This window comes from Neobacillus drentensis (assembly GCF_036962125.1).
Taxonomy (GTDB): Bacteria; Bacillota; Bacilli; order Bacillales; family Cytobacillaceae; genus Neobacillus; species Neobacillus drentensis_B.
The window spans coordinates 40,792-56,497 of sequence record NZ_JBALOA010000017.1; the positions used below are offsets into that span (position 1 = coordinate 40,792).

Consider the following 15,706-nt stretch of genomic DNA (forward strand, 5'->3'; position numbering starts at 1 on the left):
TCCTTTTCATCCTGTTTTTATCTTAACACCATTTTCACTATACATATGTTACAATATAACAACACTTCCTTGTTCCTATATTTTCCAAACTCTTAATACATATCCCCCGCATCCACACTGATTGATGAATTTAATATTGACATTATTCGTGTACAATTCCTCTAAAAGTGGCTGTAAATAATTCACCGGATTTCCAAACCTCTCAGCAGTCACTAGATTTACATAGCAGCCTTTTTTTGTTTCTTCCACCGCTTGAAGTGCATCAGTAATGATCAAATCTATACTCATTTCATATTCATCATGCTCTAAATCCTTCGTCCAATCTTTATCCATATATGGCCCCCATAAAAATGCTATTATTTGTTATCTATATTAAAACCATTTTGGTTTATAAATATTGTGATTAAATACACACAAGTGAACGTTACAAGGAAAATTATTGAACACTTTTTAACATTCCCTTCCCTGATGATTTGTTCGTGAAAAAAATCACATGCAAAACTGTTTAAAAGTTATACTCTTTCAATATAAGGGAAATGGGAAGGATTCAATCCAGTTGTATACCTGCTTCCATTCCATCCTTATGAAATTACCCAATAGGAAAAGGTTGGTGCATTTAGATGTTCGTATCTATTGACAAAAGTGCTGTTGCTTGGTTTACAAAAGAATTCGAATTTAACAAACCTTTTAGTATTCGAATGTTTCCTCAATATGATGGTTTTGGCAAGATGCATAAAGGATATAGTTTAGGCTTTTCGATTGAAACACCAGCTAATATTGGATATACACATGAGGTTGATGGAATTAATTTTTTTGTGGAAGCTAATGATGTTTGGTTCTTTGAAGATACTGAAACAAACTTGACTGTGGATGTTTGCTTGGAAGAAATTATGGTCACTTATAAAGATCTTACAGGATCAGCTGTAAGTTAACTTAAAATGATAATATTTTAATAGACAAAAAACAAGCCAGAAGGTCCACCGGCTTGTTTTTTTATGGTCAGCAATTGCTGCTTAATGAATGTTTTTTAGATAAATTAGTTTACTTGCTTATCTACACTTGGTGCCAGTAATTTTTCACTTTCATATACTTTCCCGAGTTTTTCTTCGCCTTGTGTGAAGGTTGCATTTGCAGCATCGAAATTAGGTGCATCTTTTTTTAATTCATCCGCTTTAGCTTGGTATGAAGTTGCGAAATCCTTAATTGCAGCCTCAAGGTCGGCTTTTTTATCATTTAAAGTTGACGGAATTTGATAATTATTTAACTCTTCTGCAACCGCTGCTGCAGATGCACTTGCTTTTGCTCGATCTTCAGCCGTTGGTAATTCTTCAGGCTTAGCATCTTCTTTTGTTGCCTTCGCTACATATGCATTTAAATCAGCATCTTTTGCGTTAATTTTATTTCCTAAATCCATATAAAATCTAACTAATTCCTTTTTAACATCCACTTTCGTTGCAGATGACTCTTTGGTGGCTTCCTTCTTATCTGTTTTGGTTTCATCATTGCTTGAACATGCAGCCAAAGCTATAGCCATCGTAAGCGCTGATACTAATAATAAGAATTTTTTCATATCCATTTCTCCCTAATACACTTTTTTTGAACCTTGTTTATTTTACAACATTTTATTATATTAAAAAAGTATAAGAAGTTTGAAATTGTTAATTTTTTTATAAAAATATAAATTTTTTTCCTATTGGAAACAAAAATATCTATAGAAATAAAATAATGGTTATTATCTTTCTAAGCGTGGTTAGTTTATTTTTCAGAAAATTAAGAATAAATTGTGAACTATGTTACAATATTGAAATTTTTTGTATATAATGAAGATGACATAACAAATGACCCACACCAATAGTCCCGCTATTTCTTTTAATCAAATTTTAAAGAAAGGGGTTGGACATCATCGAATACACTAGACCGCAAGTGGTTTGGTTTAATTTAACGTTTGATTTATCGATACTTTTAACTAGCACCATTGCAGCAATTATTGTTTTCCTCATCGCCTACTTATTTACTATAAACCCCACAACTAACACACCAAAAAAATGGCAAAATTTTATGGAATGGATTATCGAATTTGTAAAAAACATCATGAATGATTCAATGGTAGTATCAAACAATTTATTCATTCTATCAACTGGAGTTTCTTTATTAATGTACTTATTTGTTGCTAATCTGTTAGGTGTTCCCTTTTCAATTATTACTGCTGAGGAACATGCAGTTTCATGGTGGAGGTCGCCAACTGCCGATGCACATGTAACGATGACTCTTGCCATCATGATTATTGTTTACACACATTTCATCGATATTCGCTTACACGGTTTTAAGCATTTTTTTCTAAGCTTTTTCAAACCCTTTAAATTCTTATTTCCAATTAATGCTGTTGAACAACTTGCCACCACTCTAACTTTGGGACTCCGTTTGTTTGGTAATATCTATGCTGGAGAAGTACTGCTAACTCTTTTAGCTAGTGCGGTAACACAAGGATTTATCATTGCTGCCCTGGCTAGTGTACCAATGATACTCTGGCAAGCATTTTGCATTTTTATAGGAACGATTCAAGCTTATATCTTCGTTACACTAACCATGGTTTATATTGCTCACAGGTTAACATAATAGTAGTGAAGGGAGTGAGTTGTTTTGGGTGATTTTACTTTATTTGGTTTGCCAATTTCATTAGGTACAATGCTTTATCAAGCGGTCCTTTTTACTGTATTAGTATTCATTTTAAAAAAGCTTGTTTTTAAAAAGTTAGTTTCTATCCTTGAAAAAAGAAAATTAAACATCGAAAACCAGTTACAATTAACTGAACAATATAAGCATGATGCAGCTAGAAACCTTGAGAGTAGTGAGGAAATGATGAAGCAAGCAAGGGTTAAGGCAAGGGAAATGATGAAGCATAGCGAAAATGAAGCAGCATTGATTATTAATGATGCGAAAGAAAAGGCTAAACAAATTCTAAAAGAAGCTAATGAAGAAGCATTTCATGCTCGTACCCGTTCCTTTATAAAAGCAGACCAAATAAAGGGGGCGTAAGAACATGAGGCACAAGTTTACTAAATCCTTAGGGAGAGTAACTGAGAGTCTAGAGTTAGGTTTTGAGGAAAAGTGGATTTATGTACATTATAAAAAAGGGACAATCGAAAAAACCGCCTGTCTATTAAAAAATGAAAACAAAACCGAACAGGAGTATCTTGAAAACTTCTTTGAAGAAAATCAAGTTTCAGATGAAATGAAAAAAGAAGTGAATGAATTTTTTAATAGTGGAAAGAACCATAGTGATGAACATTGGAAGGAATTCACTAATTTTCTCATTAAAACGCTCTCACTTAATATGGTCTTTGGAATCACTATTGCACTTACAGTTTTTTCCGGCTACAAGTTAGGCGCTTTATTAGATGATCGCTATAATATCTATCCTACTTTTACGTTAATAGGAACTTTCTTTGGTATTGGTATTGGCGGGATATCTGTTTATTCAATGGTTCAAAAATACTTTAAAGGCTCAATTCAAAAGACAAAAAGCGGACAAAAATCTATAAAAACTAAACAGGATGCTGATAAGGACTACCCGATTATAGATATCTCTATCGAAGAAGTACGGAAAACCATCAGAGCTTTTTCTGATAATTTACCGAAAGGTGTTTACCGGACGATTCTTGTTCAGGAAGATAATAGCATCGACTTTCATCAACTTGCTCCACTTCTTGGTGGAATCCCTTCTAAAAAGTTCTATATGTCGAAAGAAACTTATGATTTATTTGAGGAACATGAAAAAGAAATTCCGATTGAGATGGATATTGTCCAGAAAGCCGTTGATTTATTTGTTAAAGAACATAAGGAATATCCTATGTTAAAGTTCGACCCTCATCATAAGGTAAATTATTTTCAATTAAAGCAGGAGAAATACCTTAAAGAAGACCCTAAAATACAATTTTACATTACCGACCTTGATGGTTTGATCACACATATAAAACCTCAGAAAAAGAAAATGACAAACACCTCTCACGTTTGAGAGGTGTTTTACCTGTATTAAAGGAAACCAAATTAATCATCGATTATTATTTCCTTAAATGGTATGGAACTGTCGTAACCGCAATGTCCTTATGACTTAAGAACCAAACCCTCAGCATCAATGCACTGTGATTATGTAATAAATGATGCCACCACTTAATAGGAATAAATTGCGGAATTAAGATATGAATTACTTTTTCTTGATGTTTTTCCTCCAACACTTTTATTAATCGGGATAAAGGTTCAAGAAGGGAACGATACTTGCTCTTTAAACAAACTAATCTACAAGGGCTCCCCCATTTTGCCCAGTTATCCTCCATTGTTCTTATTGCCTCATCGTCAAATCCTACATAAACAGCAATTACTTCTGAATTTAAACTTTTTGCAAACGATATGGTATTGTTCACGACCCTGTGTACCCCTGAAACGAGCACAATCGATAATACCTCACTTGATATTGGGAGGGTACTTCCATCAAGCTTAAGCTCATTAGCAACCTCTTGATAATGACGGTGTATCGCTAGTGAGAAGAAGATACACATAGGCAATATCACTAAAATAATCCAAGCACCACCCGTAAATTTAGTAACCGCAAATATTACTGCAACCACAGAGGTAATAACTGCTCCAACAAGATTTATAGAGAATTTTAACGGCCAATAAGCCCCTTTTATCTTTAGCCATCTTTTTATCAGGCCAAATTGTGCGATCGTAAAAGAGACAAAAACTCCAATCGCATATAGTGGAATTAGAGCATTTGTATGGGCATGAAAAATAATAATAAGGATGCAGGCTATCGAGGCTAAAACAATAATGCCATTTGAATATCCTAGACGATCTCCCCTGTTTAAGAACCCCCTCGGTAAAAATCCATCCGCAGCAACGATAGCGGCTAGTTGTGAAAATCCAGTAAATGTTGAATTTGCTGCTAGAATTAAAACAATAAAGGTAAACCAAATAATTAATTGATAAAGGATTCCATCCCCAAAGTAAATACTTATTAATTGTGATAACATCGTGTTATGTGAATCCACAGATATTCCATTGATATATATATGAAAGGAAATCCCCAATAAAGTGATTGCAGTAATGATACCTAATGTGATGTAAGATTTTATTGCATTCCTTTTTTGCGGCTCACGAAATATAGGAACAGCATTGGAAATTGTCTCTATTCCGGTTAACGCAGAACACGCTGAACTGAATGCCTTAAGTAGCAAAAGAATCGATAAACCCTTCGGAAATGTACCAAATGCAGGTGTGGAACTTTTAATAAACCCGTATTGGAATTCATCCAAAAGTCCTGCAATAATAACCAAAAGCATACAGACGATGAAACAAATAGTCGGCCACGCTAAGACTCTTGCTGATTCCGCAACACCACGTAAATTAATTATTACTAATATTACTAGACACAGAATCGCAAGGACTGTTTCATATGGTTCCAATGCCGGATAAGCCGAGACTAATGCTTCTATGCTTGCGGAAATAGAAACGGCAACAGTCAAAATATAATCAATTAATAAAGAGCTTGAAGCAACTAAAGAAACCCAAATGGTGCTGAAATTATCCTTAGCGATTGCATAGGCTCCCCCGCCATTTGGATAGGCTAAAATTCCCATAATATATGATAATATCAATATGCCTAGTAACACTATAGTAGCCACTGTAATCGGAATAATAAGCCATTTTCCTTCTTCTCCGAGTAAAACCAATTCAGTTAATCCCGATTCTGGACCGTATGAAACAGACGAATATAAATCTGCTGATAAAATCGGCAGGGCAATAAACCAGAGTAATTTTGTATGCTTGCTCTGCAATTCTGCTGTACGCATTGGGTGTCCTAGTAGAATTTTTTTTACACTCTTTAAGTTATGAATCGAGTACCAAATTAACACCAATGCAACTACACCTAAAACCCATTCGAGCACTTTCACCCAATGGACCATACAAAAGACTCCTTTCGTTTTCTTCCAAACAGCTAATCTAATTATTTAGAATAATTATAGTTTTATAAATAATAATTACAACCCACTTCCCCGAACAGTTTATGAATTCTTTATGTTATTTTTTTCCTTATAGGTCATAATGATTAGCAAATAATCCATATATAAGTAATTATTTTTGCTTTTTTTTTACTAAACTTGAGATAATAGCAATAGACAATACTATTTCTCAAAAATGAGGGGTTTCAAAGATGGTAAATCGTAAAAATAAAACACGGCATTTAGCAACGATTTTTCTTGCTGTGATGGGAATTGGTTTTCTTGCTACTATTCCAATAGAAGACTCAATCTTGGGTATGATTTTGCAGGGAGGGTTTGAAGCTGGACTAGTTGGGGGACTAGCTGACTGGTTTGCCGTTACAGCATTATTCCGGCATCCACTTGGGATACCTATTCCACATACCGCGCTGCTTCCAAAAAATCGGAATAGAATTATTGCTGGAATCATTTCCATGTTAGAAAATGATTGGCTGACTAAGGAAAGTATCCGTAATAAAATTGATACGATAAATTTCAGCGAAAAAATATTTGATATCATTGACAGTGAGTTACCTACACCTGCTGTCGAGAAGAACTTCATTATCATTTCTAAACATTTAATAAAAAAAGTTGATATAAAAAAATTTGCTCCGCTATTAGAAGAGGAACTCAAAACTCGAATCAAGAACATAGATAGTAAAGACTTTCTTCCCTTGATTATTGATCAACTTACCAATCGAAAATATGATGAAAAAGTTCTAGATTACCTGCTTAATGAGGTTGATGAGTGGGCAAGTAAAGAAAGTACAAAGTATAAGCTAGGTGGATTAGCAGTTGATGCGGTCGAAAATATTAAAGCTGATGGTTTTATGCAATTCGCATTAAAATCATTTAGTAACCTGGTTAATGAAGAAAAATTGGGAAATATAATTCAAAGTCTTATTATAAAAGGTGTGGCAAGCTATCAAGACCCTTTAAATCAAAATAGACAAACCTTATTGATTTATATCGATACCAAATTACAATCGCTAAAAAATGATCAAAATGTCTATGATGAACTGAATAAGTTTAAAGCACATCTGGTTGATAAATGGGAATTACAGGAACAAATTACTGATTTATTAACCCAAATTCAACAAAGGGTTGATCATTTTATTGATACTCCCCATTTTTATAATGACTATCTCCTTCCAATTATTAAAAATGGATTAGATTCCTTAAAATCAGACCCAGAGAAAGTATTTGCGATTGAAGCCTGGATTAAGAACCACATATCGAGCTTTGTAGATAAGAATCATTCGAAAATAGGCATACTCGTTAAAGAAAATTTAGAAAAACTAGATGATAAAACGCTTATTGATATGGTTGAAACAAACGTAGGTAAAGATCTTCAATGGATTCGCGTTAATGGGGCGGTGTGTGGTTTTCTAATTGGTCTTGTCTTAGTTGGAATAAAAGCCTTACTTTAAACTATTTGTATAAAGCTGCCTTGATGGCAGCTTTTTCCTATTTAAAATCTAATTTTGTCCGCCTGAAGTCATGGTTATTTTTCAAAATCTTTCAGCATATTTAGTACTGTAGTCATATCTATTAATGAAAGGGAGGCTGAAAAATGGCAGTTAGGTTAATTAAAATTTCTGTTGTGTATTTTGTGATTGGTGTTTGCATTGGGATGTATATGTCAATGACGGAAGGTTTCGATTTAACACCTGTTCATGTCCACATTAATTTATTGGGCTGGATGTCACTGGCGCTTGCTGGACTTATCTATGTTGGATTTCCTAATGCAGCCGAAACTACTCTCGCAAAGGTACACTTCTGGCTTCATAATATTTCACTGCCGATTATGATGATTGGTCTCTCATTATTAGTTACAGGGACGGAAAGTGCTGCGCCCGCAGTGGCAACTGGTGGAACATTAATGGTGTTAGGTATTATTATCTTTGCTATTAATATCTTAAAAAATGTAAAGAGTTAGGTGCACTATTACATCATATATATTTTTAAAGAGAGCAACAGAGACGCCTTTTAATGGCGTCTGTTGCATTTTAACGGTATGTTTCCAAAAATGCCCTTCTCAGCTTAATCTTTTCTTCATCCGATAGCTTGGAAGTATAATTATAAATTGCCCCTTCCCAATCTCCATACATTGGATTTGGAAACAGAATAAGTTTCTTACCGAATTCTCCCTTAAGCCTAACCACTGCATTATTTCTATTTGAAACTGATAGCCTATCAAATCCGCTGAAATCACCCAGGTTATCTCCAAATAATAAGATAATTTCATGAGTCTTTGCCACTAGTCTACGTCGTGTTTCTTTACCGATTTCACCAGGCTGCTTTAATAATACATGTTTTAGATCGACCTGCGGTGCACCCACATTTTTCAAATTCATGATTGTGGCAGTTTTTTGTGATTCATAACGATTGGAAATGTAAAAAATCTCGACACCTAAAGAGTTTGCATACTGCAAAAATTCGACCGCTCCTGGAAGAGGTTTAGCTTCTGTCCGCTTGAACCATTCATTCCAATTAAATGGCACCTTTCTGCCTGCCAGCACATACCAGGCTTGGTGTGGACTATTATCTAGAATAGTTTCATCAATATCAAGGACAATCGCTGGCTTTAAGTTATTCCTGCCCCTTTTTTTACTCATGATTTTGTCTAATCTCATTTTTCCAAGATTATAGCCTTGGTAATATAATCCTTTCGCTTCCCCAGCCTTTTGAAACCAAAGCACAGACATCGTATTTTGCTCTGATAAGGCAGACACTGGTTCTGCATTTGCGTCAATATTAATTAGAAAAAGTTGTACAAATACTACAGTAACTACACTAATTATCTTCTTCAAATTCTACACCCATCCTTTATTTTACGTTCAATATTATTATGTGAAAAAATAACTGTTCCAATTAATTCATTTGTGCTATTTCTTTATCTGTCACTTTACTTTTACATTCTCCTCCGCTATATTTTACTTATCGATTGATAAGTAAATAGAAAGGATCAATGTTTTTATGGCCAAGTCGCAGAAACAAATGAGTTCAATCAATCATAAAGAAACCTATCGTACTATTATTAATACTGCTCAACGCTTATTTATGGAATTAGGTTACCGCGCTGTCTCGACGCGACAAATCGCTCAAATTTGTGATGTTTCACAGCCTGCCATTTATCATCATTTTAAAAACAAGCAAACTCTATATATTGCCGTCATTCAGCACATGCTGCATCATACAGAAAATGATCTAAAGGCAATTTTATCTCAATTCACTACATTTCAAGAAAGACTAACACAAATTTCCATTTATATGATGGTCCATTTTGAAATTGACCTGGCACAAATGTTTCATGATATTTCACATGAATTAAGCCTTGATGATCAGAAACTACTTCATCAAGAGTGGACTAAAGGTTTTTTAACGCCTGTTGTCACAATGATTAATGATGGTGTTATAAAGAAGGAAATTAAAAAGCCTGAATCTCTGGATACAACTTCCACTGAGTTAGCCTATGTAATATTAAATCTCATTAAATCGATTCTTGAACCTGAAAGTTTCGCGAAATTACCAAAAGAGGAACGACAAATAAAAGCTAAGGAAAAAGCTAAATTACTGGTAGAAATTTTTATTAATGGTATAAGAGCCTAATCTTTTTTTTACCCATTACTTATCAATTGATAAGGGAAATGATTGGAGTGAATAATATGAAGAATCAATGGTTTAAAACGTATGGCAATGCTATAAGCGGGAAGAAAGGGAGGTGGTTCGTTCTTGTAGTGTGGTTGTTGTTAGCGGCAGTTTTAAATATGGTTCTTCCGCAGGCAAATTCCCAAAAAAACGAGATGGCAGGCAATTTAGAATTAACATCACCATCACAACAAGCAAAAAAGGTGGCAGAGAAAGAATTCCCAACCACCTCAGGGACTCCTGCCCTGTTAACCTGGTATAAATCAACTGGAATAACAAATGAAGACCTTACACTGATTCAAAGCTATACGATGGAATTAGATAAAAATCCCGTGGACTCACAGGATACTATTGTCCCATTTTATCAATTCCCACTACCCGCTCTTAAACAGCAACTATCACCGGATGGCACAACATTGATATTACCTGTTACGTTCCAAAAGGATACTGACAAGGAGATCATCAAAGATGACTTATTAGCTTTTAAAGAGAAGGCTGCTGCAATCTTCCCGAAGAATCCTAATAAACCGAAAATAAGTGATAAGGATCAATTATTATTACGAATTACTGGACCCGCTGGCATTTCTACGGATGCAACCGCCTTATTCAGTCAGGGCGACCTTTCATTACTATTTGGAACGGTTGCTATTGTTCTTGTTTTATTATTATTAATCTATCGGTCACCTATTTTAGCTGTAATCCCATTATTGGGAGTGGGGATTGCTTATGGTGTCATTAGTCCGATTTTGGGCGGTATTGCAAAGGCTGGCTGGGTTGAACTTGACTCACAAGCCCTATCGATTATGACAGTCCTTCTTTTCGGAGCCGGGACCGATTATTGTTTATTCTTAATCTCTCGATTTAGAAATTATTTACTTGAAGAAAAAGATAAGTTAACTGCAATGAAGCGCTCTCTTAAAGGTGCATCTGGAGCGATTGCCATGAGTGGGCTAACAGTTGTTTTCTCACTGTTAGTGTTATTGCTATCTAGGTACGGCGCAATCCATCGCTTTGCCATTCCATTTAGCCTTTCTATTCTGATTATGATGGCCGCTAGTTTAACGCTCATACCGGCTCTCTTAAGTATCATTGGCAGAGCTTCCTTTTATCCGTTTTTGCCACGGACAAAAGAAATGCAGGAGGAACGCGCCCTAAGAAAAGGAAAAAAACTGCCATCACAAACGAATAAAGCAGGTTTTGGTTCACGATTAGGAAATTTAATCGTAAAAAGGCCAATTCAATTAGCTGTAATTACATTATTATTTTTAGGCGTTTTTGCCTTTTTCTCAACCAAAATTGTCTATACTTACGATACGTTGTCTTCTTTTCCAAAGGATATGCCATCACGAGAGGGCTTTGATATTATTGCCGAACACTTCAACCCAGGTGAATTAGCACCTGTTCAAATTATTGTTCAAACGGATGGAAAATCAAACTCGGTAAAAGAAGATTTAGAGAATCTAGCATATGTTGAATTAGTTTCAAAGGGTATTCAAGGGAAACGAAACTCAACTATTCTTAGTTATAATCTAGAAATGAATGTTAATCCCTATTCAAATAAGGCAATGAGTCATATACCAGACCTTCGTAAAAAGGTAGAAACAAGTTTAAAAGCAGCCGGCATAACAAATGCCTCAGATAAAGTTTGGATTGGGGGACTTACCGCAGAACAATATGATACCCAACAGACAACCAATGAGGATAGCAGCGTTATCATTCCAATCGTCATAAGTATCATCGCTGTTTTGCTGCTGGTCTATCTTCGTTCAATCACAGCTACAGCCTATTTAATTGGAACGGTACTATTATCTTACTTTAGCGCACTCGGACTGGGCTGGGTGCTTCTGCATTATATTTTCGGCGTCGATGCAATCCAGGGATTTATCCCTCTTTATGCCTTTGTATTTATTGTCGCTTTAGGTGAAGATTATAATATTTTTATGATCTCGAGCATATGGAAGAAAAGCAAACAGCTGCCTCTCCTTCAAGCCATTAAAGAAGGGGTAGCTGAATCCGGTTCGGTTATTACTTCAGCTGGACTAATTCTGGCCGGCACCTTTGCCATTTTAACCACCTTGCCAATTCAAGTACTCGTACATTTTGGTACAATTACTGCAATCGGTGTTTTATTAGACACATTCATCGTCCGACCATTACTAGTCCCTTCGATTACTGTGTTACTAGGCAAATGGGCTTTCTGGCCATCAAAAAAGCACATCATGGTAGTAGAACGTAATAGTTCACATGAATAAATCAAAAAAAAAGCAGTGGAGTCCACTGCTCAGATTGTGATCTGCCCCGTAAATGTCGAGAAAGGTTGCTTTTCTCGGCAATTTTTCTTTTCACCGGGACATTTTATTGATTTTGTCCCTGTTAATGGTCCTGTTGATTTCCGCTCCAGGCACTTCGCTTTCCGCGGGCGTTGCGGGGAGCGCCAATCAACAGACAAGTCTCAAAGCTTTTACTAATAATATTATAACAAATTAACGCGATGAATAATTAAAGTTTCTGTATAAAATAATAGGCTGTCGAGAGTTTCTCGACAGCCTGAGCAGTGGAGTCCACTGCTTTTTTCATTGTTTAACTAACCCGTTCTTCCCCATTATTTTCGATTGTTTCTCGTTTATGGAAGCCTTTAACATAGTAAACGGCTACCAAGAAGACCAAGAATAATGGTCCAATTACTAGTGCAATTCTTGTATCTGGATTATAAGCCATTATACCAATGACAAACGCTAAGAAGGCTAACGAGAGATAAGATGTATATGGGAATAGTGGCATCTTATATTTTAAAGCGTTGGTCTCAGTCTGCTTTAAGGTTTTCCGATAGCGAATTTGTGATAAGAGAATGACTCCCCAAGTCCAAATCGCGCCAAAGGTTGCGATACTTGTCACCCATGTAAAAACCTTTGCAGGAACAATATAATTTAAGACGACACCAATTAATAAGGCAGCAGCGGAAGCTATAACAGCAGCCCCTGGAACACCACTTTTTGTTACTTTAGCAAAATTCTGCGGTGCTTCTCCATGCTGGGCAAGATTAAATAACATCCTTGCCGTACTGAAGATTCCGCTGTTACAGGAGGATAGTGCTGCAGTCAACACAACAAAGTTAATGATTCCGGCTGCTCCTGGAATACCAATTTGTTCAAAGGTAAGTACAAACGGACTTCCTTTTGTCCCAATTTCTTCCCAAGGATAGATGGACATAATGACGAACAACGCGCCAACGTAGAATATAAGAATACGCCAAAACACTGAATCAATTGCTCTCGAAAGAGATTTTTCAGGATTTTTTACCTCTCCTGCTGTAACCCCAATCATTTCAATCCCTAAATAAGCAAACATAACCATTTGTAATGATAACAATACCCCTTTAATTCCATTAGGGAACAAACCGCCATGCTCCCATAAATTCTTAATTCCAGTGGCTATTCCTCCGTTGCCAAAACCGAAGAAAATCATCCCTATCCCGATGGCAATCATCGCAATAATCGTAACAATTTTTATTAATGCAAACCAAAATTCTAATTCACCATAAGCTTTTACTGCAAGGAAATTAACTGTCGCCATGATTACAAGTGCGGCTAGTGCCCAGATCCAGCGTGGAACATCTGGGTACCAATACTCCATATAAATTCCTACTGCTGTAATCTCAGCCATACAGGTTACAACCCATAAAAACCAGTAATTCCAGCCTGTTATGTACCCCGCTAAAGGTCCTAAATAGTCGCGTGCATATTTACTAAATGAACCAGCTACAGGTTTTTGAATGGCCATTTCTCCTAATGCGCGCATGATAAAAAACATAATCAGACCCGCAATGGCGTATCCAACCAAAATCCCTGGCCCTGCCATCTTAATTGCTGTTGCCGAGCCAAGAAATAAACCCACCCCGATGGCTGCCCCTAAAGACATCAAGGTGATATGCCTTTCTTCTAACCCACGATGCAGCTCTTTCCCATGTGTGTTATTTCTCATATAAATCCCCCTTTATGAATAAACCTCAAAATTTTTCTCATCCCATTGAAATAATTTTTATACTTTATTAATATACCAATGTTAGCATTAACTTTTAAGCTTAATAACAATTATTCCTCCTTTCTACCTATGGTAACGCTTTCAAAAGAGTATTTTTTAAAAATGTTTACTCTTTTTGAATTACTCGAAATTATTTTAACATTATCGTATATTAATTATTTTGTTAAGATACATGAAATTATTTTATATTTTTTGTAAAATTAAACAAAGGCATTTATTAATCAAACGAGACTACTAAAGGTCATTAACTATTAAACTAGGGGGAATTATTTTTGAATAATAGACTTCACGATCCATTTAAAACGGCTTTTGATAGTTTAGATGAATTTGCCGACCTTATTAGTCAGGTACTTATGTGCCCTATAACAATCGAAGATTCAAACCATCGTCTACTTGCATATAGTACGCATGATGAACGGACCGATCCTGCACGGATTTCTACGATTATTGGCAGGAGGGTACCAGAAAAAGTTATTAATCAGTTATGGAAAGAAGGAACGATTCCTGCTTTACTAAGTACCCAAGAGCCGATACGTGTTAAAAACATGAATGATATTGGTCTTAACCATAGAGTCGCTATCTCCATTTGGAAGCAGGATGAAGTGATTGGATTTATTTGGGCAATTGAAATTGATAAAACATTAACAGAAGAAGATTTTATCCTTCTAAAGAAAGCGGCCGATGCAGCAAAAAATAAGCTGTTGCAACTTCAGACGAGAAAAAATAAAAAAGAAGAACGCTCACAAGAATTCTTTTGGAAACTTTTAACTGGCCATCTAAAAGCAAAAGACGAGATTTTTGATCACTTCCATTCTTTGCAGATAACACCACCAACTTCTTTTGCTGTTCTAGTTTTTCAGTTTCAGGTAAACATTACAAATAAAGAGGAGCAATCCATCTCTTACCTCTTAAAAACAAATCAAAGGATAAAAATTATCCTTTATACCATTGACTGCAACCAACTGATTCTATTGGTTTCTGCTACTAATCTAGAAAGTCCCTTTCATGGACTTGAACAGTTTACCAAATATTTTGTCTTACAAATGCGTGAAAGATATGGAATTATGGCGATTAACCCTGTTTATAGCAGTATCTACACGGATTATCAAAAAACTCGTAAAGCTTATGAGGAAACATTAACGGTTTTGTCAATTAAAGAAAAGTTCCCACAAGAAACAAAGGATATTTTTAATTATCAAAAGTTAGGAATATATCAATTTTTTGATTTAATTTTAGAGAAAAGACGAATAGAGGAATATGAAAATCTTTCCTTAAAACGACTTTATGAATATGATCAGAAACATAATAGCAATTTAATTGAAACTCTAGAAGTCTTTTTAAATAAAGATACCAACATCAATGATGCTGCTAAAGAATTAAATGTCCACGCCAACACATTAAATTATCGTCTCAAACGGATTACTGAAATTGGTGAGGTGAATTTCAAAGATCCCAATCAAAAAATGATCCTCTACCTAGACTTAAAACTGAAAAAATATCAGGGGATTTGAACGTTTTGTGAAAATCCCCAAAAAGAATGAAAATCTTTCTCTTTTCTGAACAAGGAAATTCTTTTGCAAACATTCTATACTTTAGCCATAGCAAAACATTTTAATGTAACTAGGGGAGGAAATAAAAACTATGTTTATTGGCGTACCTAAAGAGATTAAAAATAATGAAAATCGAGTAGCACTAACTCCAGCAGGTGTTGTTTCATTCCTGACTGCCGGCCACACAGTTTTAGTGGAAAAGGATGCTGGAATTGGAAGCGGTTTCACAAACGAAGATTATGCTAAAGCTGGTGCTGAGATTATTGATAGTGTTGAACAAGTTTGGACAAGAGCAGATATGATTATGAAGGTGAAAGAGCCTCTTTCAAGTGAATACAAATACTTCCGTCAAGGTTTAATTTTATTTACTTACTTACATCTTGCTGCTGAGCCAGAATTGGCACAAGCACTTAAAGATAAAGGGGT

General features: G+C 35.4%; 14 protein-coding genes and 1 pseudogene. 10 read left to right on the forward strand and 5 right to left on the reverse strand.

Annotated elements, in window-relative coordinates; genetic code table 11:
* Positions 1–75: 75 nt before the first annotated feature.
* Entirely contained in the window at positions 76–333 is a 258-nt protein-coding gene (locus V7121_RS16235) for a CGCGG family putative rSAM-modified RiPP protein (RefSeq protein ID WP_335493572.1), read from the reverse strand.
* Between the two features lie 287 nt (positions 334–620).
* Here V7121_RS16235 and V7121_RS16240 point away from each other — a divergent pair, with 287 nt between their 5' ends.
* Complete coding sequence (locus tag V7121_RS16240; RefSeq protein WP_335493574.1) at positions 621–932, forward strand: HesB/YadR/YfhF family protein; 312 nt, start codon at positions 621–623, stop codon at positions 930–932.
* 104 nt (positions 933–1,036) lie between these two features.
* On the opposite strand, the gene V7121_RS16245 is transcribed toward V7121_RS16240, so the two are convergent.
* Complete coding sequence (locus tag V7121_RS16245; RefSeq protein ID WP_335493576.1) at positions 1,037–1,570, reverse strand: hypothetical protein; 534 nt, start codon at positions 1,568–1,570, stop codon at positions 1,037–1,039.
* A gap of 332 nt (positions 1,571–1,902) precedes the next feature.
* Between V7121_RS16245 and atpB the strand changes: the two genes are divergently transcribed.
* From atpB to V7121_RS16260, 3 genes are read left to right on the forward strand one after another with little or no spacing between them, the layout of a single operon-like run.
* Positions 1,903–2,616, forward strand: a complete 714-nt coding sequence (atpB, locus tag V7121_RS16250; RefSeq protein ID WP_335493716.1) for a F0F1 ATP synthase subunit A — start codon at positions 1,903–1,905, stop codon at positions 2,614–2,616.
* A 24-nt stretch (positions 2,617–2,640) separates the two neighbouring features.
* Entirely contained in the window at positions 2,641–3,036 is a 396-nt protein-coding gene (locus tag V7121_RS16255; RefSeq protein WP_335493578.1) for an ATP synthase F0 subunit B, read from the forward strand.
* Positions 3,037–3,040: 4 nt separating this feature from the next.
* Entirely contained in the window at positions 3,041–4,015 is a 975-nt protein-coding gene (locus tag V7121_RS16260; protein WP_335493579.1) for a DUF3939 domain-containing protein, read from the forward strand.
* Positions 4,016–4,061: 46 nt separating this feature from the next.
* Here the strand turns inward: V7121_RS16260 and V7121_RS16265 are convergent, their stop codons facing one another.
* Positions 4,062–5,963 (reverse strand): APC family permease, encoded by a 1,902-nt coding sequence (locus V7121_RS16265; protein ID WP_335493581.1) that lies wholly within the window; start codon positions 5,961–5,963, stop codon positions 4,062–4,064.
* 248 nt (positions 5,964–6,211) lie between these two features.
* Between V7121_RS16265 and V7121_RS16270 the strand changes: the two genes are divergently transcribed.
* Together V7121_RS16270 and V7121_RS16275 are read left to right on the forward strand one after the other, a co-directional pair.
* Positions 6,212–7,468 (forward strand): DUF445 domain-containing protein, encoded by a 1,257-nt coding sequence (locus V7121_RS16270; RefSeq protein WP_335493583.1) that lies wholly within the window; start codon positions 6,212–6,214, stop codon positions 7,466–7,468.
* 143 nt (positions 7,469–7,611) lie between these two features.
* Positions 7,612–7,977: a cytochrome-c oxidase gene (locus V7121_RS16275; protein WP_335493585.1), complete on the forward strand. Its 366-nt coding sequence runs from the start codon at positions 7,612–7,614 to the stop codon at positions 7,975–7,977.
* A gap of 70 nt (positions 7,978–8,047) precedes the next feature.
* Here V7121_RS16275 and V7121_RS16280 read toward each other — a convergent pair whose 3' ends face one another.
* Entirely contained in the window at positions 8,048–8,851 is an 804-nt protein-coding gene (locus V7121_RS16280; protein WP_335493587.1) for a 5'-nucleotidase, lipoprotein e(P4) family, read from the reverse strand.
* 166 nt (positions 8,852–9,017) lie between these two features.
* Between V7121_RS16280 and V7121_RS16285 the strand changes: the two genes are divergently transcribed.
* On the forward strand, positions 9,018–9,650 hold the full coding sequence (locus V7121_RS16285; RefSeq protein ID WP_335547220.1) for a TetR/AcrR family transcriptional regulator: 633 nt from the start codon (positions 9,018–9,020) through the stop codon (positions 9,648–9,650).
* 56 nt (positions 9,651–9,706) lie between these two features.
* Positions 9,707–11,941 (forward strand): MMPL family transporter, encoded by a 2,235-nt coding sequence (locus tag V7121_RS16290; protein ID WP_335547222.1) that lies wholly within the window; start codon positions 9,707–9,709, stop codon positions 11,939–11,941.
* A gap of 328 nt (positions 11,942–12,269) precedes the next feature.
* On the opposite strand, the gene alaP is transcribed toward V7121_RS16290, so the two are convergent.
* Entirely contained in the window at positions 12,270–13,670 is a 1,401-nt protein-coding gene (gene alaP / locus V7121_RS16295) for an alanine permease AlaP (protein ID WP_335547224.1), read from the reverse strand.
* A gap of 332 nt (positions 13,671–14,002) precedes the next feature.
* On the opposite strand from alaP, the gene V7121_RS16300 reads away from it, so the two are divergent.
* Positions 14,003–15,241 carry a PucR family transcriptional regulator gene (locus V7121_RS16300; RefSeq protein WP_335547225.1) on the forward strand — a complete coding sequence of 413 codons (1,239 nt, stop codon included), beginning with the start codon at positions 14,003–14,005 and terminating at the stop codon, positions 15,239–15,241.
* A 130-nt stretch (positions 15,242–15,371) separates the two neighbouring features.
* Positions 15,372–15,706, forward strand: a pseudogene (locus V7121_RS16305) (alanine dehydrogenase); the annotation flags it as partial.

Coding starts and splice junctions, on each gene's coding strand:
- V7121_RS16240 (WP_335493574.1), top strand. CDS start 621: ATGTTCGTATCTATTGACAAAAGTGCTGTTGCTTGGTTTACAAAAGAA.
- V7121_RS16285 (WP_335547220.1), top strand. CDS start 9,018: ATGGCCAAGTCGCAGAAACAAATGAGTTCAATCAATCATAAAGAAACC.
- V7121_RS16265 (WP_335493581.1), bottom strand. CDS start 5,963: ATGGTCCATTGGGTGAAAGTGCTCGAATGGGTTTTAGGTGTAGTTGCA.
- V7121_RS16245 (WP_335493576.1), bottom strand. CDS start 1,570: ATGAAAAAATTCTTATTATTAGTATCAGCGCTTACGATGGCTATAGCT.
- V7121_RS16235 (WP_335493572.1), bottom strand. CDS start 333: ATGGATAAAGATTGGACGAAGGATTTAGAGCATGATGAATATGAAATG.
- V7121_RS16270 (WP_335493583.1), top strand. CDS start 6,212: ATGGTAAATCGTAAAAATAAAACACGGCATTTAGCAACGATTTTTCTT.
- V7121_RS16290 (WP_335547222.1), top strand. CDS start 9,707: ATGAAGAATCAATGGTTTAAAACGTATGGCAATGCTATAAGCGGGAAG.
- V7121_RS16275 (WP_335493585.1), top strand. CDS start 7,612: ATGGCAGTTAGGTTAATTAAAATTTCTGTTGTGTATTTTGTGATTGGT.
- V7121_RS16260 (WP_335493579.1), top strand. CDS start 3,041: ATGAGGCACAAGTTTACTAAATCCTTAGGGAGAGTAACTGAGAGTCTA.
- alaP (WP_335547224.1), bottom strand. CDS start 13,670: ATGAGAAATAACACACATGGGAAAGAGCTGCATCGTGGGTTAGAAGAA.